Here is a 21,911-nt window from a genome sequence, read left to right as displayed (position 1 = left end):
GAGTTTCATGAACGACAACAGCGGTCTGATTTTCGCTTTCACACTGGATGGCAATGGCGGTGGTAGCAAGCTCGATCTTGATGCCGTCAGGCAGTGGCGTCCGGACAGTGGTCCGATCTGGGTGCATCTGGATTACACCGGCAGCGACGCCAGGGACTGGCTGCAGAACCACAGCGGCATTGATCCGGTGATCGTCGAGGCCCTGACAGCAGCGGAAACCCGCCCACGAAGCCTGGTGCACCGGGATGGCATGCTGGTGATCCTGCGTGGGGTGAACCTCAATCCGGACTCCGATCCCGAGGACATGGTCTCCATCCGCTTCTGGATCGACTCGGATCGCATCGTGACCCTGCGGCATCGGCGTGTGATGGCGGTGGACGACCTTCGACAGGCGGTTGAGGATGGCGACGGGCCGACCGGCCCCGGCGATTTTCTGAGCCAGCTGGCGGATCGTCTGGTCCAGCGTATGGGCGGGGTCATCTCCGACCTGGACGATACCGCCGATGAGCTCGAGGATGAGGTGATTTCGGAGCAGACTTACGATCTCCGCCAGAAGATCGCCAATGTTCGCCGCATGGCGATTTCCATGCGTCGTTACCTGGCCCCCCAGCGGGATGTCATGGCGCGCCTGCACACGGAGAAGGCGGAGTGGCTCCACGAGGATGACCGCATGCGCCTGCGCGAAATTGCCGACCGGACCACCCGGTACGTCGAGGATCTCGATGCCATCCGGGATCGCGCCTCCGTGACCCAGGAAGAGGTGAACGGACGGCTGGCGGAGCGCATGAACCGCACGATGTACATCCTGTCCATTGTCGCCGGGATCTTCCTGCCGCTCGGCCTGCTGACCGGACTGCTTGGCATCAACGTCGGGGGCATCCCGGGCACCGATAACAGCTGGGCCTTCACGATTTTCTGCGGCCTGCTCGTCGTCATCGCCGTGGCCCAGGTCTGGGTGTTCAAGCGCAAGAAGTGGATGTAGCCTGCAGCCGGCCCTGTCAGGCTGGCTGCACGGACACCCTCGTGCCGTTGAACGCGGCATTACCGGTGAGCGCATCGATACGCTGACCATCGGTGATGTCGTTGATGCTCACACCCGGTTGGGATTCGGCGATGGACATGCCCGTCTGCGGGCGGTTATGGCCCCAGCCCTGGGGAATGCTCACCACGCCTTCGAACATGTCGTCGTCGATTTCCACCGGCAGCTGAATGCTGCCCACCGGGGTTGCCACTTGCGCCATCTGGCCATCTTCCAGCCCCAGTTTCCGCGCATCGGCCGAGTGCATCTGCAGTGTGCAGGGGGCTTTGCCTTTCACCAGACGGTGGGAATTCTGGGTCCAGGTGTTATGGCTGCGGGGCAGCCGCCGGCTGATGAGCGAGAAGGGGTAGTTGGTGTCCTGCGCCCGCTCCAGTAGTCCGGAGCTGTCCAGGCGCTTCAGGTCGTCCAGGTACAATTGTGGAGCGATGTGAATAAGGCCATCTTCGGTCTGAAGCCGTTGGTCCAGGCACGGTTGCAGCGGGCCGAGATCCACGCCGTGCGGGTTGGCCTTCAGGGTCTCCAGGCTCATGCCCTGTTCGCCATAGGCCCCGTGCCTGAGCCCCGCGTCGAGCATCTGTTCCGGTGTCACCCCGTCGTCATCCAGCCCGGTCAGGTGCAGGGACAGATCCCGAAGGATTTCCCAGTCGTGCTTCTGCTCCGGTGATTTCTCGACCATCGGTTCTGAGAACTTGGCGGTGTTGCGTACCGCAAAGGAATGGAAGAAGACATCGTAATGGGGCACTTCCAGGCCCGTGGTGGCCGGCAGGATAATGTCGGCATGCCGGGTGGTCTCGTTCAGGTAGATATCCACGGACACCATGAAATCCAGGGCTTCGAACGCCTCCTCCAGGCGGGCTCCGCCGGGTGCGGAGAGCACCGGGTTACCCGCCACGGTGATCATCCCCCGGATCTGGCCGTCGCCGGGGGTAAGGATTTCGTCGGCCAGGGTGGCCACCGGGAATTCGTTATTGAAGTAGGGCAGCTTTCGTACCCGCGACTGGTAGCGGCCGTAGGAGCTTGGTTTGCCCTTCTTGTCGCGGACCAGATCGAAGGCGGGCTGGGGAAACATGGCGCCGCCCCGGCGATCAAAATTCCCGGTCAGGATATTCAGCACGTTGTTGAGCCATTGGCACAGCCCTCCGAAGGACTGGGTCGAGGCGCCCATGCGGCTATAGCAGACGGCACTCTTGGCCCCGGCCAGGTCCCGCGCAAGCTGGCGGATGGTCGGTGCGTCGATGCCGCAGGCCTCCGCCACGGTTTCCGGCGCATAGGCTTTCACCGCGTTGGCCAGCGAATCCAGCCCATCTATCCGGGACGCCAGGTGGCCAAGGCTCACCCGCTGTTCATCAAACAGGGTTTGCACCAGTGCCAGCATCAACAGGGCGTCGGTTTCCGGGCGGATGAACAGGTGTTGATCGGCTTTCTTCGCGGTTTCTGTGCGGCGGGGGTCGACCACCACAACCTTGCCGCCCCGCTGCTGAATGGCCTTCAGGCGTTTGCCAACCCCCGGGGCCGTCATCAGGCTGCCGTTGGACACAATCGGGTTGGCGCCGATGATCAGCATGAAGTCCGTGTGGTCGATGTCCGGAATCGGAATGAGCATGCCTGCGCCAAGCATGTAGTTGGACGCAACATGATGGGGCAACTGGTCGGCGGAGGCGGAACTGAAGCGGTTATTGGTGCCTAATGCCTTGAAGAATCGCGGCAGCATGATGGCGTTGCCGAAGTTGTGGGCATTGGGGTTGCCGAGGTAAACGCCAACCGCGTCCTTGCCATGGGCCTCCTGAAGCGCCCGGAAGCGGGTGGCGATCTCTTCATAGGCCGCCTCCCAGCTGATCGAGGTCCAGCCGTCGGCGGTTTTCCGGAGCGGTGTTTTCAGTCGGTCGCTGTCGTTGTAGAAATCCTGGAGCGCAACGGCCTTGGGGCAGATATGGCCCCGGCTGAACGGGTCGTCCTTGTCGCCCTTGATCGACAGGATCTCGCCGTTCCGGTGCTGGATTTCCAGGCCACACATGGCTTCGCAGATGTTGCAGGTCCGGTGGTGAGTACGGATGTCGCTCATGGGAAGGGCCTCGTTCGAGCAGCTGTTGTTATTGGCAAGATTCGAGTTTGGCACACAGGCGAGCAAAATCAGACGGTCAGAAATGACATATCATTGGTTGATTTCGCCAAATGAAAGAATGAAGCCCTGACTGGTTTTTGATCAGGCTCAATAATTGGCCATTCGGTGCTGCCTTATTCATTTAATGCACTATGTTTATAACTTGGCAAGCTAATTGCCTCTATTTTCCTGTATCAAAAAAATAAAATGGGCGCGCGACGAGTTGATCACCTGCGGAGTATCAGAACACCGAAGGGGCGTTGCGGCCTGGACATAAACGGGTAGCGCTTTCATGAATACACACAGTTTAAGGACCCGCCTGTTGGGGCTGGGTGCCATCTTCTTCGTCCTGCTGGTTGCACAGACATTGCTCACCGCGTGGACAACCCAGCGATCACTGACGCTGTCCCAGGGCCTTGCCGACAAAACACTCGTGAAACTCAACCTGGCCCATCAGGCCAAGCTTTCGGTGGTCCAGGTTCAGCAATATCTCTCGGACGTGAGTGCCACCCGGGCGCAGGATGGGCTGGACGACGGGTTGGCGCTCGCCCGGGAGCAGGCGGATCGTTTTCGATCGCAGATCAAAGAGTTAAAGGTGATCGATCCGGAGGGCGTGAGCCAGTATGAAGAGCTGGAGAAGGACTTCGAGCCGTATTACCGGATTGGTGCCGAGATGGCGCAGGCCTATATCAGTGGCGGGCCGGCAGCCGGCAACGCGATGATGCCGGACTTTGATCAGGCGGCTGAAACCCTCGGGGAGAATCTGGACCGTTTTGTGGCGGATGCCATAGCAACCACCGGCGTGCATACCGCAGAACTCACCGACGGCGCCCACATGGCGAGGAACTGGGGATTGGTGATGTCCGCTGTGCTTCTGCTGGGCCTGATTGTGATGATTGTCCTGAATTTCCGGGGCATCCGGCAGCTTCCTGCCGTCACCGAAGCGCTTGGACAGATTGCCGGCGGGGATCTGACCGGTGAGCCGTTGCCCGTGAAAGGTAAGGATGAGATCAGTGCGCTGGCCCAGGCCACGAACAGCATGCGGGATCAGCTGAACAGCCTGGTCGGCGGCATCCTGCACGCCGCGAACGCGCTGGTGGCGTCGGCCACCCAGTTGTCCTCCGGCCTGGGTACGGTGAGCAATCAATTGCACAGCCAGAACCAGGAAACCGAGCAGGTCGCCTCGGCAATGGAAGAATTGCAGGTGAGTGTGGCAGAAGTGGCCAGCCATACGTCGTCGGCGGCTGATGCGGCGAGCCAGGCGGACGCCAGTGTGTCCTCCGGCCGCGACATACTCGAGCCCCTGCTGGCGGACATCGAACGACTGGCGAAAGAAATGACCGACACCTCGTCGATGATGGAAGAGGTGGAGAAGGAATCGGGGGAGATTGGCGGCATCTTGTCGGTCATACAGGGTGTGGCGGAACAAACCAACCTACTCGCCCTGAATGCCGCGATTGAGGCGGCCAGGGCTGGCGATGCCGGTCGCGGCTTCTCGGTGGTGGCCGATGAAGTGCGTGGCCTGGCCGCGAAGGTGCAGTCCGCGAGCCAGGACATCCAGAAAATGATCGAGAACCTCCAGTCCCGGATCAAAACCGCCGCGTCTGCCATGGAGAATGGCCGCGTGACCGGGACCCGGAGCGCTGATGGGGCGGCTAATGCTCACCACCAGTTCGATGCAATCCGGCAGGCGGTGGCCCGTCTCACCGAGATGACCACCCAGATTGCGTCGACCACCGAGGAACAGAGCTCGGTGTCCGAGGATATGAGTCGTCGGCTGCAACAGATCAGCCACGCTTCTACCGAAGCCGTCGCCGGTGTTGGTGAATCCAGCGAAGCAGGTTCCTCCCTCCGTGGGGAGGCGGATCGTCTGAAGGAAATGGTGGCCCGGTTCGTGGTTTAATAGCTCCACTATGAAGAAGCTCCTCGAAAATAATCCGTTCATCTTGATGGAAGCCGCTATCGTTGAGCAGTTGCGGCGTTCCGGAGAGGTGCATCTCCACGAGACGCTCGTCAACGCGCCGTTGATATACGACCCTGAAGCAAGGGACGTCATGGGTGCCATCTATCTGGAGTACATGAGGCTGGCAGAGAATGCTCAATTGCCAATTCTTGTGTGTACGCCTACCTGGCGCGCGAACCGGGCCAGGGTGCGTGACGCCGATATCAGCGATACCGTCAATCCGGACGCGGTTTCCTTCCTGCGAGAGCTTCGCGATTCAGCAGGCTATGACGATACACGCGTGAAAATTGGTGGAATGATCGGATGCAGGAACGATTGTTATCGGCCAGATGAAGGACTGTCCGCTGCCGAGGCCGAGCAGTTCCACGCGTGGCAAGTCCAGCAACTCGCCAGTGCAGGCGTGGATTTCCTGCTCGCGGAGACACTGCCGAATGTTCAGGAAGCGCTCGGCATAGCAAAGGCCATGGAAGCGACGGGTGTTCCGTACATGATCAGTTTCGTCATTTCCAGGGACGGCCATGTGCTGGATGGCTCCAGTCTGGAGGCTGCGATTGAACTGATCGATGCCGGTACGAGTCGGCCACCCCTTGGCTATATGGTGAATTGTGCCCACCCGTCATTCCTGTGCCCGGAACAGCAGCCGCGCACGGTTTTCAATCGATTGATCGGCTATCAGGCCAATGCATCGTCACTTGATCACTGTGACCTGGATAACGCAGGGGAACTGAAGGCGGACGATGTGGCTGAGTGGGGGCAGCTGATGTTAACGCTCAATCAGTCCTACGGGGTGAAGATACTCGGAGGATGTTGTGGCACCGGTATTGAGCACCTGCAATACCTGGTAACCCACAGGAAACACTGAGAGCTCTCCTGTTGCCATGGCACGAACTTTCTACCGCCGCGGGCCCGATCACCGGGCGGGCTCTGCCGTCACCTTCCTGGACGTCCGCCGCCGCTTCCAGTTCCGTTCCGTGGAAATCGGCCGCTGGGTAACGGAGCCAGAAAAGCAGCGCAGCGCCGCGCTCTTCTACGATGCCCTGTGCGACCTGATGACTATCATTGGCGGTACCGAATCCCTGATTTCCCTGCGTGGTTCCCTGGCGCTGCAATACGGCATCGGCGGTCGACCGGGCGTCTCTGCTCACTATACGCCGGCGACTCGCAGCTTTGCCCTGGCCAAGAACGCCGGTCCTGGCAGCATTGCCCATGAATGGTTTCACGCGTTCGACCACTACATCGCCGACAAACTGTTCCCCGGAACTGGCAAGGGGGATTTTGGCTCCCGGCTCTGGCTGAGCCGCGAAGACCCCATTGCCCACCCGCTCAATGACCGCCTTCAGTCCTGCTATCGCGCGGTGCTGCTCAATGCCGCCGGTACCGAGCCCAGCGATCTGTTTCGCCAGTCCGCGAAAACCGACAAGGCGGCAGGCGTGCACTACTACAGTCAGCCCGAAGAGCTGTGTGCCCGGGCGTTCGAAGCCTTCGTGCAGGATGCGGCCTGTAAGAACGCCTTTCTGGTGCGGGGCACCCGGGAATCGGAGGAGGCAAAACTCGGGCTTTATCCGCAAGGCGACGAGCGGGAACGTATCAACTTCGCTTTCCGGGACTATTTCATGAACCTCGGTCGGGCGCTGAAACGTTCCTGAATCTGGCACCTCGGCTTAACAGTCGAGGCTTTTCGTCTCGCCGCTCTCCACATCCACATACTCCACCTTCACCGTCTTGAAGTTCAGGTCCACGAACAGGTGGCAGTAATACTCTCCATGGCGCCAGGCCATGGCCACGCTGGAGTCGTTGGAGTAGTTCAGTTCGAAATGCCCGTCGAACGCGGGGTAGTTGCTGCGAAACCGCATCAGGCTGAGCAGACGCTGGACCACCGGTTTCCCGATCTCTTCGTCCACCTCCTCCAGGCTGTAGTAGTGGCGATTGATGTCCCGCAATTCGCCGGTCTGTTCCATCAGTTCCTGATCGTTGCAGCCGGCGAGCAGGCCCACGTAATAGACCTGGGGAATGCCGGGGGTGAAGAACTGGATGGCGCGGGCGGCGATGTAGGCATCGTCGTTCTGCATCAGGGCGTCGTAGAAGGTGCAGGTGAGCTGGTAGATGGCACCGACGCTGTGAATATTGGCAGCGGAACGGCGCATAATCGGATCGGCACTGCGGGCGTCGATGTTGTCGATCAGCACCCTGATCTTCTCGTCCGGCAACACGCCTTCCACATCCGGGATGCAGATGCCGTCGTGGGTATCGAGCACGGTGACCATATTGCGGGGGCACATGCGCAGCCAGTTCTTCAGGTACACGCTGTTGGCATCCAGCAGCGAATACAGTAGCAGCGGTGGCAGGGCAAAGCCGTAGGGGTGCATGTTGCGCCGGCTGATGGCGTACTGGTAGCTGGTGTGGTCGTGCACTTCCGGCAGGCATTCCGCGCCGTGTTTCAGGGCCACTTCGTTGATCCAGTCCAGTATCCGGTAGACCTCCGGCTCCACCAGGAAGCAGCTGGTGCCGATGCGTTTGGTGGTGTAGCCGAAGGCATCCAGCCGCAACAGGTTCACGCCTTTGGAGGTCAGAAAACCGATGTAGCTTTCCATCAGTCGGTAGGCCAGATCGGCGTCGTAATTGAGATCGATCTGCTGTTCGGTGAAGGTGCACCACACCCGGGTTCGGGTGCCATCGGCCAGGGTGACTTCCCGGAAGGGCTCCTTCTCCTTACGGATGTGGATCTTGGCCATGTCGTCCGGGGAAATCTCGCCGAATTTGTCCACGTGCACAAACAACTCGGCGTACTCCGAATCGAAGCCCCTGGCGATGAAGTCCCGGAACTCCGGGGACTCGTCGGAGATGTGGTTCACGGTGAGGTCGACGCACAGGTCGTACTTCTGCGTGAACGCCTCGATGTCGTCCCAGGTGCCGTAGGCCGGGTCCACCTCCTTGTGGGTGAGGGGCGAGAAACCCCCGTCGGCGTTGGAGGGGAAAAACGGCAGGATGTGCAGCCCGCCGATGGCGTCGGCCAGGTGTTTTTCCACCACCGTGTGCAGGTCTTTCAGATCCTTGCCGATCCGGTTGGGATAGCAGATCAGCTGCACCGCGTTTTTGAGCAGCATGGTTCGGCTCCTGGGTTATTAAGGCCGGGATGGCATCGTGATCAGGCCGCGCTCTGACCCAATGGCACGATCTTCTTCAGCTTGGTGGTGCGCCGTTGCTCCACCGCCTCGATGAACTCCCGTCCCCAGTATTCAATGTCATACCGGCACACTGCCTCGAAGGCTTCGCTGAGCCGGTTGCGGGCTTCACTGCGGCTCATGGCCAGGGCGTAGTAACAGGTATCCGCCAGGTCCTGCGGGTGGTGCGGATTGGCGAGGATGGCGCCGCGCAGTTCGGCCGCCGCTCCGGCAAACTCGGACAGCACCAGCACACCGCGCCCTTCGGTGAGGCCCTGGGTGGCAATGTACTCCTTGGCCACCAGGTTCAGACCATCCCGCAGCGGGGTAATCCACATCACGTCCGCCATGGTGTAGTAGGCCACCAGTTCTTCAAAGGGCAGGGCCCGGAAGAAAAACTGCACCGGGGTCCAGCCCACCCGGGCGAATTGCCCGTTGATGCGGCCCACGGTCTGCTCGATCTGCGAGAGCAGCTCTTCGTAGATGGTCATCCCTTTCGCCGCCGGGACACACACCATCATCAGGGTGACTTTGGTTTCCAGTTCCGGATGCTCGCTGAGCATGCGCTCGTAGGCATGGAGTTTTTCGAGAATGCCCTTGGTGAAATCGAGCCGCTCCACGGACAGAATCAGCCGCACATCCTCCAGCTCTTTTCGCAGGCTCTCCATGCGGGTCTGAACGTCGGAGTCGTTCAGCGCATTGCGAACACGGTTGAGATCCAGCCCGACCGGGTGGGCGCCCAGGCCGATCTTCCGGTCGTTCACCGCGATCTCGACGCTCATCTCATCGAGGCCTACGGCGCAGCCATAGGTCAGAAAGCGCGGCGCGCAGCCGGCCTTGCGGGTGACCTCCAGCGGCGTCACGCCCCGGGCCACGTCGACGAAATTCTCCGCCTGCCTGGGAATGTGGAAGCCGATGTGGTCGCACTGCAGCAGGCTGCCGATGATCTCCCGGCGCCAGGGCAGTACGTTGAACACGTCGGCGGACGGGAAGTAGGTGTGGTGGAAAAACGCGATGGTCACATCCGGACGCAGCTCCCGCAGGAAGGCGGGCACCATCCACAGGTTGTAGTCGTGGATCCAGACCACCGCATTTTCCGCCGCTTCCTCGGCGGTACGCTCGGCAAAGCGTTTGTTGACCTTGAGGAACACCTGCCAGTGGTCGTCCCGGAAGGTGGCCCGTTCCCAGAAGGTGTGCAGGGTCGGCCAGAAGGCTTCCTTCGAGAAGCGCTTATAGAAGATCTCCACGTCCTCCTCGCTCAGGGGTACCCGAGCGGCCACCAGTTTTTCATAGCGGTCGGTGTCCACTTCCGTGTGGGTCTGGAACGGACCGAGATCCGGATCGTCGATGGACCAGGCCACCCAGGAGCCGGCCTTGCCGTCGGCGAAGAAGCTGAGCAGGGTGGGAATGATGCCGTTCGGCGATTTCGGGCGACGGCGGATCAGCTCCCCGTTCTCGACAATCTCCTCATAGGGCAGGCGGTGGTACACGATGACCAGGTCGGATTTGCCCGAGCTGGCGGACTCCGGGATTTCGGCCGCAATGCCGGCATGGCCGAGGAAACCAAAATGTTCGAAGGCTTCGAGAATACCGCCACAGCCGGTGGCCCCGGCGTGGAGCACCCGGGCCTGATGCTCCGTCGCCGCCAGCAGGTCGGTCTCGGATGCGCCAACGCAGACGCCCTTGAAGCTCTGCTGATACATGGACAGATCGTTGAGCGTGTCGCCGGCGACCAGCACGGCCTCCGGATCTACGCCGAGGTGATCCACAAGGAGCGACAGGGTGGTGCCTTTATTGACGCCCCGGGGCAGGATGTCCAGGTACTTGCCCGCAGAAAACAGGACCTCGCAGGACAGGGTCTCGATCTTGTCTCGCATCTCGTCGCATACGACGTCCTGCTCGCAGAAGTAGGACACCCTGCGCTCCTGGGGCACCTCCTGGCGCTGTAGGCCGTCGAAGCCCGAGAGTGCGTCTTCGATCACCTGGGCGCCGGGCCACAGCTCGTCGATAGCACCCTGCAGCGGTTGGATGGCCTGTTGCGAGTCGCCGTGCACCACGGTGCACCCCACGTCGCAGATGATGTAGTCGGGTTGGGGAATCGTCGGATCGGACAACAGCGGCAGCACCGATTCCAGCCCCCGTCCGGTGACGAACACGAGATCGATTTCGGGGTGGGCGGAAATCAGCTGGTAGAGCTTCAGGCGATTGTCGGGATCGCCGGCAAGGAACGTACCGTCCAGATCGGTGGCTAGTAGCATGGTGTACTCCTGAATCTGTCGATTCCAATGTCCAGGAGTTCAGCGAAACGTTTGCGAGAAAACGGGAACCGCTCAGTTTGGGCAAAGCTTTGCTGAACCTGAGGAACCTTACAGACGTTCCTGCAGGTTTTGTTCCGGGTCAGGCGCCGATGTGTCCTTCCTGCCCGGGAAATCACGCTGTTGAAACTGTAAAAACAATGGCTTGAAAGAATCTGAGGATTTCTGGAATTTCACTATGCAGAATGTCGATGGTTTCAGTATGGTGCATCCTGTCGCCTCATGCCTTATTTCGGGGCTGGCTGAGCAGTCGGTATAACCCTGCTGTGCGGAGAATGGTTTTTACAGGGAACCGTTTGATGGCAGGATTTTTGGTACCTACTGAATTTCATCGTCTGTCCCGACCGACAAAGGCGAATCCATTATGAGCGACTCCTCCAAAGACACCCTCGGCTACTGGGAAGTAGTCTCCATCGGCATTGGCGGCATGATTGGCGGCGGCATCTTTGCGGTGCTGGGGCTGTCGGTGGAACTGGCGGGCGGGGGCGCACCCGTGGCGTTTCTGATTGCGGGAATCATTGCCCTGGTGACTTCCTATTCCTACGCACGGCTTTCGGTGAGCTTTCCCAGCCAGGGGGGCACGGTCGCCTTTCTGGACAGAGCGTTCGGGCCGGGCCTGATGACCGGCGCGGCCAATATCCTCCTGTGGATCAGCTACATGGTCATGCTCTCGCTGTATTCCTACGCCTTCGGGAGCTATGGCGCTTCGTTCTTCCCACCGGAATCCCAACTGTTCTGGAAGCATGTCCTGATTACCGCAAGCGTGGTTGGTATTACCGGGTTGAACCTGTTGAATGCCGGATTGATCGGCAAGGCCGAGGACTGGATTGTCGCGCTCAAGCTGATCATCCTGGCGGTCTTTATCGGCGTGGGCATCTGGGGCATCGACGGCGCGAGGCTGGCCGTGTCCACCTGGTCGGATCCACTGAACCTGGTGGCAGGCGGCATGATTATTTTCCTCGCCTACGAGGGCTTCGAGCTGATCGCCAATACCGCGCAGGACGTCCGCGATCCCTCTAAAAATCTTCCCCGCGCGTTCTATTCCAGTGTGGGCTTTGTCATTGTGCTCTATGTGCTGGTGGCGATTGTAACCGTCGGCTCCCTGCCGGTGGACAAGGTGGCGGAGGCCAAGGACTACGCCCTGGCCGAGGCGGCGCGGCCGTCCTTGGGTCAGACCGGTTTTATCCTGATTGCCATTGCCGCCATGCTGTCCACCAGTTCAGCGATCAATGCCACCATTTACGGCGCGGCCCGCCTGAGCTATATCATCGCCAAGGACGGAGAGCTGCCGGAAGTGCTGGAGAAAAAAATCTGGGGTAAGCCAGTGGAAGGGCTGCTGATTACCTCCGGTGTGACCCTGCTGATCGCCAATCTGACGGACATCTCCAGTATGTCTACCATGGGCAGTGCCGGTTTCCTGATCATATTTGCCGCGGTGAACGCGGCCAATGCCGTATTGGCGCGTGACACCGGAAGCCGGCGAATGGTCTCGCTGCTTGGCGTTGCCCTGTGTCTGGCAGCGCTTGGCGCACTGGTCTGGCAGACGGCGATCAGTACCCCCGGCAAGTTGTGGTTCCTGGTAGCCATTCTTGGCGCCGCCTTCCTGACAGAAGCGACCTTTCGTTTGGCGACCAGGCGGAAGCTCAATCCCTCCGGCCGTTAGAAGACACCGTTCAATCCAGAACAAGGAGCCCGTGGATGGACAGATACATCGTTACCCGCCAGGAAATCGAGGATTTCGAGGGCGTCGAGAAGACGCATTTTCTCAACGAGAATGCCCAGCGTCGCAACAAGTCCCTGGGGGACCTGACGGGGCTGAACCGGATCGGCTTTCACATCATCGAGGTGGCGCCCGGCCGGGAAACCACGGAATTGCACGTGCATTACCACGAGGAAGAGTGCGTCTACATTCTGGAGGGCACGGCGGAGGCCACGATTGGTGACCAGACAGTGGCGGTGTCGGCCGGGGATTTCATCGGCTATCGGACCGGCGGCGAGGCCCATGCATTGAAGAATACCGGCGACAGCACCCTCCGGTGCATCGTGGTCGGCCAGAGAGCCGATCACGACGTGGCGGATTATCCCAGGCTGCAGAAGCGGATCTACAGGAACGTCGGGATGCCCTGGAACCTGGTGGATCTGGAGAATGTGGTCGAACCGACCGCCGGCCGGAAAATCTGAGCCCGGTTACTTCCGGGCCATGCTGGCCAGCATCTTCTGCACCGCTTCCAGATGCTCCGGCTCGTTGTGGCTCATGCCCTGGAAGCACGCACACAGGTCCAGGAAGTCCTTCAGCTCCATGCGTTGTGCCATCTTCATCAGGCGTTTGGTGAGGCGGGTCGCCTTCGGTGGCTGGCTGGCCATTTTGGTGGCCATGGCCAGTGCCTTTGGCATCAGCTCGTCCGCCGGGACCATGTCCATCACAATGCCCAGGTCTTTCGCCTCGGCGGCATCGACAACGCGTCCGGTCAGGGTCAGTTCGAAGGCCCGTTGATAACCGATCAGGCGCTGCATGAACCAGGCACCGCCATCCCCCGGGATGATCCCCAGGTTCAGGAACGTCTCGCCGAATTTGGCCGTGTCTGCGGCGATCCGGATGTCCGCCATGTTGGCCAGATCAAAGCCGGCGCCAATGGCCGGGCCATTCACTGCGGCAATCACCGGCACTTCAATTGCCTGCATGGCCAGCGGGATGCGCTGGATGCCCTTGCGGTACCGCTCGGCACACTCCGCCGGATCGCCGGCAAAATCGCCGCTGCGGTCCGCCATGTCGCGGATGTTACCGCCGGCGCTGAACGCCGAACCTGCCCCGGTGATGACCAGCACCGAGACGTCGTCGCAGTGGTTGACCCAGTCTGCCGTGGCGACGAGGTCATCGATCAGGTTTGAGCCGGTGAGGGCGTTGCGCAGGTCATGTCGGTTCAGGGTCAGGACCGCGACCCGGTCTTCCAGGGTAAGCAGGGCATCGGAAAGCTGGGGCAGGTTTGCCATCGGGGAATCCTCGTGGTTCAACGTTGATGCCATGATAAACGATCGGGTGCTCGGGGCTCACGCATCGAAGACCAATCCGGCCTTGCCTTCGTATGTGCGTGCCATAGACTAAAAGTGATCGGCCGCGAGGATTGCGGCCCCCTTCGATTGCCAAATTCATTCAAACAACGAAGAGGAATGGCTGTGTCCCTTATCTCCCGCTTTCGCCGCGCTGCGGCACTAACCGCTATGCTGATCACCGCGCCGGCGATGGCCGCCGATCCCGTGGTGGTGTCGTCGAAGATTGATACCGAAGGCGCCGTGCTGGGCCAGATGGTTCTGCAATCGCTGGAGGACGCCGGAATTCCGGTCGAGAATCGCCTGCAGCTGGGCGGCACGAGCATTGTGCGCAACGCCATCAAGGCCGGTGAAATCGATATCTACCCGGAATACACCGGCAATGCGGCGTTCTTTTTCGACCAGGCGGACCGGGATCTCTGGAAAGACGCGGACAAGGCCTACAAGCAGGCCGCCCAGCTGGATCGGGAAGCCAACAACATCGTCTGGCTGACACCCGCACAAGCCAACAACACCTGGGCCATGAGTGTGCGGGGCGATCTGGCGCGGGATCAGGGCCTGAAGACCCTGGAAGATCTGGCGAAGTACATCAATGGCGGTGGTGCCTTCAAGTTTGCCGCCAGTTCCGAATTTGTCGAATCGCCCAGCGCCTTGCCTGCCTTCCAGAAGGCCTATGGTTTCAAGCTGGACTCTGACCAGCTGCTGATTCTTTCCGGGGGTAACACCGCCGCGACCCTCCGGGCGGCTGCCCTGAACAACAACGACGTCAACGGGGCCATGACCTATGGTACCGATGGTGGTCTGGACGCGCTGGATCTCAAGGTGATGACGGACACGAAGGGCGTTCAGCCGGTCTACCAGCCGACCCCGATTGTTCGTGCCGAAGTGCTGAATGCCTATCCGGCGATCCGCGATGTCCTGAAGCCGATCTTCGAATCCCTGGATCTGGAAACCCTCCAGCGCCTGAACGGTCAGGTGGCGGTGAACGGGGTGCCTGCAAAGAAGGTGGCACGGGATTACCTGGACTCCCTGAGCCAGGACTGAGGTTTGTCTGTTAACCGTGTGATTGCGGCGTTGGGGCTGCTGGCCCTGGCGCTGGTCTGGCTGCTGGATCTTGGCGCCATTCAGCCGAACCGGATCGTGCCCGGCACGGGCCATGGCCTGGTCTCGGCCGTTGGCTGGGGCGGTGCGGCACTGGTCACGTCGGCGCTGGCAGGGGCGATTCTGCTCGCCGTCCTGAGGGTGCGTGGCCGATACCTGTTGCTGTTGGCCCTGATCGGTCTGTCGCTGGCGTTGTTGCCGCTGCTCCTGGAGGTATTTGCGAGCCGACATCTTCCGGAAGACTCTCCCTACGCGCGGTCGTCCGTTGGTGCGGGTTTCTGGTGCCTGTTGTTCCTGCTTTCCCTGATGCTGATTGAAGTGGTCGGGCAGCTCGGGCGCCGTCGCGGCCTGCAGCTCCTGCTCGTGGTGGTGATTGGCAGTAGCTGGGTGGTGTTCCTGCAGAGCGACGGGCTTGAGAGTCTGTCGCTGGTGCGGGAATTCAACGCGCGGCCGGCCAAGTTCGAACAGGCGCTCTGGACCCACCTGACGCTGGCGTTCGGGGCGGTGACCATCAGTGCGGTTCTGGCATTTGGCCTGGCCCTGAAAATGATGCGAAGCCCCGCCTGGCAGCGGCCCATTCTCGGCCTGGTGAGCTTTCTGCAAACCATTCCCAGCCTGGCCGTATTCGGCTTGCTGATTGCACCGCTCAGCGCGCTGGTGGCAGCCTTTCCGGCGCTGGAGTCCCTGGGTATCCGGGGAATTGGCTGGGCGCCGGCACTGCTGGCACTGATCGCCTACAGCCTCCTGCCGATGGTTCGCAACACCTTTGTCGCTCTGACGGAGGTGCCTGAAGAGCTGGCCGATGCCGGTCGCGGGATGGGCATGAATGAACGGCAGCTGTTCTTCAAACTCAAATTACCGCTGGCGCTGCCGGTTATTATCGAGGGGGTGCGCATTACCACCATCCAGGCGATCGGCCTGACCGCGGTCGCGGCACTGATCGGTGCCGGTGGTTTTGGCAGTTTTATTTTCCAGGGCCTGGGTCAGGCGGCCATGGATCTGGTTCTGCTCGGGGCCTTGCCGACCATCGTACTCGCCCTGCTGGCCGACGCCTTACTCACAATGCTTGCGGCCAGTTTCAGGCCCGCCGCCGCCCGTGTCTGACTGGGAAAAGGAATTGTCCGGATGATCGAACTCAAACATGTCACCCGTCGCTTCGGAAACGCCGTCGCGGTGGATAACATCGACCTGACCATCGAGACCGGCGAGGTCTGCGTGCTGGTGGGCAGTTCCGGCTGCGGAAAATCCACCACCCTGCGGATGATCAACCGCCTGTTGCCCCGAACCGACGGTGAAATCCTGGTGGACGGGGAAGACATCGGCACCATGAATCCGGAGCAGCTCCGGCTCAACATGGGCTACGTGATCCAGGGCACGGGGCTGTTTCCCCACTGGACGGTGGCCCGCAACATCGCCATGGTGCCGCAGTTGCTGAAGTGGCCCCGGGAGCGCATCGACGCCCGGGTCCACGAGCTGATGACCCTGCTGGACCTGGACCCGTCCACCCACGCCAACAAATATCCCCAGCAACTGTCCGGTGGCCAGGCGCAGCGGGTTGGAGTAGCCAGGGCGCTGGCGGCGGATCCGAACATCCTGCTGATGGACGAACCCTTCGGCGCGCTGGATGCGATCACCCGGGAGAACCTCCAGCTGGAGATGCTGCGCATCCAGAAGCAGGTGCGTAAAACCACCGTGTTTGTCACCCACGATATTGACGAGGCCCTGAAACTGGCGACCCGCATCGCCGTGATGGACCAGGGGCGGATTATCCAGCACGACACCCCGGAGAACATCCTCCGGCGCCCCGCGACCGAGTTTGTCGAGAATCTGGTTGGCAAACAGGATCGGGGCCTGAAACTGATGGGTCTGCGAACGGTGCGTGAGCTGATGCAGGCGCATCCGGCGCCAAAACGTCCGGAACCCGGAACAGAGGGACTCAGGGAGGAAGACAGCCTGCGTCTGGCGCTGTCGGTCATGCTCTGGCAGGACACTCCGCAGGTGCCCGTCTTCAATAGCCGGGGCGAAGAGACCGGTGTGATCACCCGCGAACGCATTGTCCGGGAAGGCGCGTGATGCGGCTCTGGTTGCCCCCCGTCCTGCTGGCCGTTCTCCTGATTGGGTTGAGCACCGGCATGCCTGCGCTGGAGCCACTGTTTCACTGGATACAGCCGGACAAACAGCAGGTGATCTATGAGCGCGAGAGCTTTCTGTTTCTCCTGCAGAACCATGTGTTTCTGGTGATCGTATCGGCGGCGGCTGGCACCCTGGCCGCCGTGGCCGGCGGTATTTTTGCCACGCGTCCCTCGGGGCGGGATTTCCTGCCGCTGGTCAGCCAGATCGCGTCCATTGGCCAGACGTTCCCGCCGGTGGCCGTGCTGGCGCTGGCAGTGCCGGTCCTGGGTTTCGGCGAAGCGCCGATCCTGGTGGCGCTGATGCTCTATGGCCTGTTGCCAATCCTGCGGAATACCCTGGCGGGACTGGAGAGTATCAATCCTGCCGTGAAAGAGGCGGCTCGGGGAATGGGCATGTCACCGCTGCAGGTGCTGGTGCGGGCGGAACTTCCCCTGGCGGGCAGGGTGATTCTGGCGGGTATTCGCACCTCCGTCACCATCAACATCGCCACCGCAGCCATCGGCTCCACCATTGGTGCCCGCACGCTGGGCGATCCGGTCATTGCCGGGCTGGTCAATGGCAACACCGCGTATGTGCTGCAGGGGGCGATCCTGATAGGCCTGTTGGCACTGACCACCGACAGTCTGTTCGAGGCGCTGGAGCGAACCTGGGACCGTCGGTTTTCACCACAGGTGGCGGGTTGATCAGCGCCTACTGATTGGCTTTGTAGGGGCTCAGCCGAAGTAGAAAAACGCCAGTTTGTTGCCGTCCGGGTCTTTCACGTAGGCGCCATAGAACTGGTTCGGGATGCGCTGACCCGGTTCGCCGTCACAGGTGGCGCCCAGATCGATGGCCTTTTTGTAGTGGGCATCCACAGCTTCTTTGGAGCCGGGATGAATGGCCAGCATGTTGCCGTTGCCCGGGTGGTTGGGCTCTTCGTTGAAGGGGGTGCATACCGCGAGCATGGGTTCACGCATGCTCTTGCCGATGAAGGCGATGCGCCCCATATCCAGCAGCACTTTCGCGCCCAGGTCGCCCAGCAGGTCGCTGTAGAAGGCTTTCGCCCGTTCCATATCACTCACGCCGATGGTGACGTATCCGATCATGCCTGTTTCTCCTCGTTGATGGGTGTAGCAGCAGGAATACGAAAGCCGCTGCAAAAAGTTTGCTGTGTCTCCCGGTTACCGCAGTAATACGGAGAGACGAAGCCCGGTAAAAACTGGATAATGGCGGGTTTCAGCCTGATGGCTCGCCGAAATTCTCCAAGCCTGGTGCTCCCGCTATGGAAATCAAAGTCAATTTTCTCGACAACCTCCGCCTTGAGGCCAAATTCGACGACTTCACCGTCGTCACCGACCAGCCCATCCGGTACAAGGGCGATGGCTCGGCACCGAGTCCTTTCGACTACTTCCTGGCATCCTCGGCGCTCTGTGCCGCCTACTTTGTGCGAGTGTATTGCCTGGCGCGGAATATTCCCACCGACAATATCCGGCTGTCGCAGAACAACATCGTTGATCCGGAGGACCGGTACAACCAGATTTTCAAGATCCAGGTGGAACTGCCGGAGGATCTGTCCGAGAAGGACCGGCAGGGTATCCTGCGGTCGATCGAGCGCTGCACGGTGAAGAAGGTGGTGCAGACCGGCCCGACGTTCGAGATCGAGACGGTGGAGAATCTGGATGAGGATGCCCAGGCGCTGCTCATGGTAGAGCCGGACAGCGAGCACCACACCTTCATTGAGGGCAAGGATGCGCCGCTGGAGCAGACCATCGCCAAGATGACCGGCATCCTGCGGGAGCTGGGCATGAAGATCGAGATCGCTTCCTGGCGCAACATCGTGCCCCACGTGTGGTCGCTGCACATCCGGGATGCTGCCTCACCCATGTGCTTTACCAACGGCAAGGGCGCCACCAAGGAAAGCGCCCTGTGTTCGGCGCTGGGCGAATTCATCGAGCGGCTCAACTGCAACTTCTTCTACAACGATCAGTATTTCGGGGAAGAAATCGCCCATGCCGAGTTCGTCCACTACCCGGATGAGAAATGGTTCCAGCCGGGGCCGGAGGACGAGTTGCCCGAGGGCATCCTGGATGATCACTGTCTGGCCATCTACAACCCGGAGGGGGAGCTGCGTGGCTCCAACCTGATCGACACCAATTCCGGCCGGGTGGATCGCGGCATCTGCGCCTTGCCCTACGTACGCCAGTCCGACGGCGAGGTGGTGTATTTCCCCTCCAACCTGGTGGAAAACCTGTTTCTGAGCAACGGCATGAGCGCCGGCAACACCCTGGCTGAAGCCAAGGTGCAGTGCCTCTCGGAAATCTTCGAGCGGGCGGTGAAGAAGCAGATCATCGAACAGGAAATCGCGCTTCCGGACGTACCCCGCCATGTACTAGAACGGTATCCGGAGATCGTGGAAGGCATCGAGGCCCTGGAACAACAGGGCTTCCCGATCCTCGTGAAAGATGCCTCCCTGGGCGGCCGGTTCCCGGTGATGTGCGTGACCCTGATGAACCCGAAAACCGGTGGCGTGTTTGCCTCGTTCGGTGCCCATCCGAGTTTCCACGTGGCCCTGGAGCGCAGCCTCACCGAGCTGATGCAGGGCCGCAGCTTTGAAGGGCTGAACGACGTGCCACCCCCCACGTTCAACAGCCTGGCCGTGGCCGAGCCCAACAATTTCGTCGAGCACTTCATCGACTCCACCGGTGTGGTGTCCTGGCGGTTCTTCAGCGCGAAGTCGGACATCGAGTTCAGTGACTGGAACTTCTCCGGCACCAACGAGGAGGAGGCGGCGCATCTTCTCGGCATCCTCGAGGAACTGGGCAAGGAGGTGTATGTGGCGGTCCACGAGGACCTGGGCGCACCCACCTGCCGCATCCTGGTGCCCGGGTATTCCGAGGTCTACCCGGTGGAGGATCTGATCTGGGACAACACCAACATGGCCCTGGACTACCGGGAAGACATCCTCAACCTGCATGCCCTGAGTGATGAGCAGCTGGCGGACCTGGCGGAGCGTCTGGAGGCCAGCCAGCTCGACAACTACATGACGATCATCACCCTGATCGGGGTGGAATTCGACGAGAACACCGTCTGGGGGCAGCTGACCATCCTGGAGCTGAAGCTGCTGATCTGCCTGGCTCTGGGCTGGCACGAGGAAGCGCTGGAATTCGTCGAGATGTTCCTGCAGTTCAACGACAACACGGTGGAACGGGGCCTGTTCTACCAGGCCATGCAGGCGGTACTGGAAGTCACGCTGGATGAAGAGCTGGAGCTGGACGACTACATCGTCAATTTCCGCCGTATGTTCGGCGACGACACCATGGACGCGGTGGTCGGTTCCGTCGAGGGTACCGTGCGCTTCCATGGCCTGACACCGACCAATACCCAGCTGGAAGGGCTGGACAAGCACCTGCGGCTGGTGGAGAGCTACAAGAAGCTGCACGCGGCCCGGGCGCGGGCGGCAGGCCTGTCCGAGGGTTGAGACGCGGTCTCAGTCGAACCGGTCCCAGTAGGGTGGTTCCCCGAAATAGCCGTCGAGAAAGTCGACAAAACTGCGCACCTTGCTGGCCAGCAGCTGGCGGTGCGCGTACACCGCGTATAACGCCATCGGTTCGGGTTCGTGATCGGGGAGGATGATCTGTAACCTGCCCTCCCGGATCGCGGAGCCGGCGATGAACGTGGGCTGGACCGCGATGCCGGCTCCGGCAATGGCGGCCTCCACCAGCACATCGCCATTGTTGCTGACCATATCCCCAGCCGAATGTGTCTCCGTCCCCTGCAGCCACCGGTGCACCTGTCCGGTCGCATCCTGATCCATATAGCTGTAGCGCAGATAACGGTGATCCCGGAGGTCTTCCGGCCGCTGCGGTGTGCCGTGCTCTGCCAGATAGGCCGGTGAGGCACAGGTGACCAGCCGCACCGGGGCGATGCGTTTGGCGATCAGGGACGAGCTCTTCAGGTGGCCGATACGCAGGGCAATATCGAACCCTTCCTCGACAATATCCACCTTCCTGTCGTTCAGTTGCAGGTCGATATCCACGGCCGGGTGGGCCTTCTGGAACCCGGTCAGCAGCGGGGCCATGTGGCGGATGGCAAAGGAGACCGGCGCGCTGATGCGAAGCAGGCCTCTGGCCTCGCTCTGCAGGTCGCCCAGCTGGTTCTCCAGATCGTCGATGTCGTTGAGCACCTGTCCGGCCCGCTGGTGGTAACGGGTGCCAGCTTCGGTCAGGTGGAGCTTTCGGGTGGTCCGGTTCAGCAGGCGTACACCCAGGTGCTGTTCAAGCTGGGAGACATATTTGCTGACCAGCTGCGGTGACATCTCCAGCCGGTCAGCCGCGCGGGTGAAGGTGCCCTCGTTCACGACGGTGACAAAGGCACGCATGGCGTCGATACGATCCATGAGCTTGTCCTGGTTTTGGCGTCCTTGATGATTATCAACTATACGTTGCTAATAAACCAACAATGGGCGTCTTAGTCTTTTGTTTTGGGGATAGTAAAGTGGTCCCATCTTCTGGAGCGGGGCTTCAGAACCATCCAACAGCGAAAGATTGAAGGTGACCCTTATGAATACCCGGTTTGCACAAACACTTTTTGGTTCCAGCGGCGGCTTGGCGGCACTCGTCCTGAGAGTTCCGGTCGGCCTGACGCTGGCGGCTCACGGTTCACAGAAGCTGTTTGCCTGGTTTGGCGGTTATGGCCTGGAAGGCACCGGGCAGTGGATGGCCAGCATTGGTCTGGAACCGGGCTACCTGATGGCGCTGATGGCCGGCAGTGCCGAGTTCTTTGGTGGCCTGGCGCTGGCCCTGGGCCTGCTGACCCGGCCCGCGGCGCTGGTCGTGGCCTTTACCATGCTGGTTGCCATCTTCAGTGTGCATATCCAGAACGGTCTGTTCATGGCCAACAATGGGTATGAGTATGCCCTGACCCTGTTTGTAGTGAGTCTGTCGCTGGCCATTCAGGGAGGCGGACGATTCGCGCTGGATAATGTCCTGCTCGAGCGTCTCGGTAGCGGGGCCGGGTACCGCAAGCCTGCGGCGGCATAACCGGCGATCGTCAGGATTACGGGTGTTCCCGG

The 21,911-nt window shown here is 60.9% G+C and carries 18 protein-coding genes; 12 read left to right on the top strand and 6 right to left on the bottom strand.

The annotated features are described in order from the left end of the window. Positions 1–7 precede the first annotated feature (7 nt). Positions 8–982, top strand: coding sequence for a zinc transporter ZntB (gene zntB, locus MLD04_RS07525; protein WP_248156415.1), 975 nt, complete (start codon positions 8–10; stop codon positions 980–982). A 16-nt stretch (positions 983–998) separates the two neighbouring features. Here the strand turns inward: zntB and MLD04_RS07520 are convergent, their stop codons facing one another. After that, positions 999–3,101 (bottom strand): molybdopterin-dependent oxidoreductase, encoded by a 2,103-nt coding sequence (locus tag MLD04_RS07520; protein ID WP_248156413.1) that lies wholly within the window; start codon positions 3,099–3,101, stop codon positions 999–1,001. A gap of 331 nt (positions 3,102–3,432) precedes the next feature. Here MLD04_RS07520 and MLD04_RS07515 point away from each other — a divergent pair, with 331 nt between their 5' ends. The 3 genes from MLD04_RS07515 to MLD04_RS07505 are packed head-to-tail and all read left to right on the top strand — an operon-like array spanning position 3,433 to position 6,749. Beyond that, complete coding sequence (locus MLD04_RS07515) at positions 3,433–5,043, top strand: methyl-accepting chemotaxis protein (RefSeq protein ID WP_248156411.1); 1,611 nt, start codon at positions 3,433–3,435, stop codon at positions 5,041–5,043. Positions 5,044–5,053: 10 nt separating this feature from the next. Further along, positions 5,054–5,965 carry a homocysteine S-methyltransferase family protein gene (locus tag MLD04_RS07510; protein WP_248156409.1) on the top strand — a complete coding sequence of 304 codons (912 nt, stop codon included), beginning with the start codon at positions 5,054–5,056 and terminating at the stop codon, positions 5,963–5,965. Between the two features lie 16 nt (positions 5,966–5,981). Next, a complete protein-coding gene (locus MLD04_RS07505) occupies positions 5,982–6,749 on the top strand; it encodes a CLCA_X family protein (RefSeq protein WP_248156407.1) in 768 nt (255 codons plus the stop codon). A 15-nt stretch (positions 6,750–6,764) separates the two neighbouring features. Here the strand turns inward: MLD04_RS07505 and gtfA are convergent, their stop codons facing one another. Both gtfA and ggpS read right to left on the bottom strand, forming a co-directional pair. Next, positions 6,765–8,207 (bottom strand): sucrose phosphorylase, encoded by a 1,443-nt coding sequence (gene gtfA, locus MLD04_RS07500; protein WP_248156405.1) that lies wholly within the window; start codon positions 8,205–8,207, stop codon positions 6,765–6,767. A gap of 41 nt (positions 8,208–8,248) precedes the next feature. Further along, positions 8,249–10,522: a glucosylglycerol-phosphate synthase gene (gene ggpS / locus MLD04_RS07495; protein ID WP_248156397.1), complete on the bottom strand. Its 2,274-nt coding sequence runs from the start codon at positions 10,520–10,522 to the stop codon at positions 8,249–8,251. A gap of 421 nt (positions 10,523–10,943) precedes the next feature. Here ggpS and MLD04_RS07490 point away from each other — a divergent pair, with 421 nt between their 5' ends. Both MLD04_RS07490 and MLD04_RS07485 read left to right on the top strand, forming a co-directional pair. Continuing rightward, positions 10,944–12,242, top strand: a complete 1,299-nt coding sequence (locus MLD04_RS07490) for an APC family permease (protein WP_248156390.1) — start codon at positions 10,944–10,946, stop codon at positions 12,240–12,242. Between the two features lie 35 nt (positions 12,243–12,277). Next, positions 12,278–12,760 (top strand): cupin domain-containing protein, encoded by a 483-nt coding sequence (locus tag MLD04_RS07485; RefSeq protein ID WP_248156383.1) that lies wholly within the window; start codon positions 12,278–12,280, stop codon positions 12,758–12,760. A 6-nt stretch (positions 12,761–12,766) separates the two neighbouring features. On the opposite strand, the gene MLD04_RS07480 is transcribed toward MLD04_RS07485, so the two are convergent. Continuing rightward, on the bottom strand, positions 12,767–13,570 hold the full coding sequence (locus tag MLD04_RS07480) for an enoyl-CoA hydratase-related protein (protein ID WP_248156381.1): 804 nt from the start codon (positions 13,568–13,570) through the stop codon (positions 12,767–12,769). A gap of 177 nt (positions 13,571–13,747) precedes the next feature. On the opposite strand from MLD04_RS07480, the gene osmF reads away from it, so the two are divergent. Genes osmF through MLD04_RS07460 form a run of 4 tightly spaced genes read left to right on the top strand, consistent with a single transcriptional unit; the run spans position 13,748 to position 17,544 of the window. Next, positions 13,748–14,671, top strand: a complete 924-nt coding sequence (gene osmF / locus MLD04_RS07475) for a glycine betaine ABC transporter substrate-binding protein OsmF (protein WP_248156379.1) — start codon at positions 13,748–13,750, stop codon at positions 14,669–14,671. A gap of 3 nt (positions 14,672–14,674) precedes the next feature. Beyond that, positions 14,675–15,832 carry an ABC transporter permease gene (locus MLD04_RS07470; RefSeq protein ID WP_248156378.1) on the top strand — a complete coding sequence of 386 codons (1,158 nt, stop codon included), beginning with the start codon at positions 14,675–14,677 and terminating at the stop codon, positions 15,830–15,832. A 21-nt stretch (positions 15,833–15,853) separates the two neighbouring features. Beyond that, positions 15,854–16,801, top strand: a complete 948-nt coding sequence (locus tag MLD04_RS07465) for an ABC transporter ATP-binding protein (protein ID WP_248156376.1) — start codon at positions 15,854–15,856, stop codon at positions 16,799–16,801. After that, complete coding sequence (locus MLD04_RS07460; RefSeq protein ID WP_248156860.1) at positions 16,801–17,544, top strand: ABC transporter permease; 744 nt, start codon at positions 16,801–16,803, stop codon at positions 17,542–17,544. Before MLD04_RS07465 ends, MLD04_RS07460 begins: the two co-directional genes overlap by 1 nt. Positions 17,545–17,574: 30 nt before the next feature. Here the strand turns inward: MLD04_RS07460 and MLD04_RS07455 are convergent, their stop codons facing one another. Beyond that, a complete protein-coding gene (locus MLD04_RS07455) occupies positions 17,575–17,946 on the bottom strand; it encodes a VOC family protein (RefSeq protein WP_008939948.1) in 372 nt (123 codons plus the stop codon). 176 nt (positions 17,947–18,122) lie between these two features. Here MLD04_RS07455 and MLD04_RS07450 point away from each other — a divergent pair, with 176 nt between their 5' ends. Continuing rightward, a complete protein-coding gene (locus MLD04_RS07450; protein WP_248156374.1) occupies positions 18,123–20,318 on the top strand; it encodes an OsmC domain/YcaO domain-containing protein in 2,196 nt (731 codons plus the stop codon). A 9-nt stretch (positions 20,319–20,327) separates the two neighbouring features. Here MLD04_RS07450 and MLD04_RS07445 read toward each other — a convergent pair whose 3' ends face one another. Continuing rightward, positions 20,328–21,236 (bottom strand): LysR family transcriptional regulator, encoded by a 909-nt coding sequence (locus tag MLD04_RS07445; RefSeq protein WP_248156372.1) that lies wholly within the window; start codon positions 21,234–21,236, stop codon positions 20,328–20,330. Between the two features lie 163 nt (positions 21,237–21,399). Here MLD04_RS07445 and MLD04_RS07440 point away from each other — a divergent pair, with 163 nt between their 5' ends. After that, positions 21,400–21,879, top strand: a complete 480-nt coding sequence (locus MLD04_RS07440) for a DoxX family protein (protein ID WP_248156370.1) — start codon at positions 21,400–21,402, stop codon at positions 21,877–21,879. The last annotated feature ends 32 nt before the right edge of the window (positions 21,880–21,911 follow it).

Origin of the sequence: Marinobacter koreensis (assembly GCF_023156285.1) — a bacterium.
Taxonomy (GTDB): Bacteria; Pseudomonadota; Gammaproteobacteria; order Pseudomonadales; family Oleiphilaceae; genus Marinobacter; species Marinobacter koreensis.
The sequence above is the reverse complement of the archived record's forward strand: the minus strand, read 5'-3'. Positions and strand labels throughout refer to the sequence as shown.

What these genes read in the sequence shown, in the direction of transcription:
- zntB (WP_248156415.1), top strand. Translation starts at nt 8, where the DNA reads ATGAACGACAACAGCGGTCTGATTTTCGCTTTCACACTGGATGGCAAT.
- MLD04_RS07520 (WP_248156413.1), bottom strand. Translation starts at nt 3,101, where the DNA reads ATGAGCGACATCCGTACTCACCACCGGACCTGCAACATCTGCGAAGCC.
- MLD04_RS07515 (WP_248156411.1), top strand. Translation starts at nt 3,433, where the DNA reads ATGAATACACACAGTTTAAGGACCCGCCTGTTGGGGCTGGGTGCCATC.
- MLD04_RS07510 (WP_248156409.1), top strand. Translation starts at nt 5,054, where the DNA reads ATGAAGAAGCTCCTCGAAAATAATCCGTTCATCTTGATGGAAGCCGCT.
- MLD04_RS07505 (WP_248156407.1), top strand. Translation starts at nt 5,982, where the DNA reads ATGGCACGAACTTTCTACCGCCGCGGGCCCGATCACCGGGCGGGCTCT.
- gtfA (WP_248156405.1), bottom strand. Translation starts at nt 8,207, where the DNA reads ATGCTGCTCAAAAACGCGGTGCAGCTGATCTGCTATCCCAACCGGATC.
- ggpS (WP_248156397.1), bottom strand. Translation starts at nt 10,522, where the DNA reads ATGCTACTAGCCACCGATCTGGACGGTACGTTCCTTGCCGGCGATCCC.
- MLD04_RS07490 (WP_248156390.1), top strand. Translation starts at nt 10,944, where the DNA reads ATGAGCGACTCCTCCAAAGACACCCTCGGCTACTGGGAAGTAGTCTCC.
- MLD04_RS07485 (WP_248156383.1), top strand. Translation starts at nt 12,278, where the DNA reads ATGGACAGATACATCGTTACCCGCCAGGAAATCGAGGATTTCGAGGGC.
- MLD04_RS07480 (WP_248156381.1), bottom strand. Translation starts at nt 13,570, where the DNA reads ATGGCAAACCTGCCCCAGCTTTCCGATGCCCTGCTTACCCTGGAAGAC.
- osmF (WP_248156379.1), top strand. Translation starts at nt 13,748, where the DNA reads ATGGCTGTGTCCCTTATCTCCCGCTTTCGCCGCGCTGCGGCACTAACC.
- MLD04_RS07465 (WP_248156376.1), top strand. Translation starts at nt 15,854, where the DNA reads ATGATCGAACTCAAACATGTCACCCGTCGCTTCGGAAACGCCGTCGCG.
- MLD04_RS07460 (WP_248156860.1), top strand. Translation starts at nt 16,801, where the DNA reads ATGCGGCTCTGGTTGCCCCCCGTCCTGCTGGCCGTTCTCCTGATTGGG.
- MLD04_RS07455 (WP_008939948.1), bottom strand. Translation starts at nt 17,946, where the DNA reads ATGATCGGATACGTCACCATCGGCGTGAGTGATATGGAACGGGCGAAA.
- MLD04_RS07450 (WP_248156374.1), top strand. Translation starts at nt 18,123, where the DNA reads ATGGAAATCAAAGTCAATTTTCTCGACAACCTCCGCCTTGAGGCCAAA.
- MLD04_RS07445 (WP_248156372.1), bottom strand. Translation starts at nt 21,236, where the DNA reads ATGGATCGTATCGACGCCATGCGTGCCTTTGTCACCGTCGTGAACGAG.
- MLD04_RS07440 (WP_248156370.1), top strand. Translation starts at nt 21,400, where the DNA reads ATGAATACCCGGTTTGCACAAACACTTTTTGGTTCCAGCGGCGGCTTG.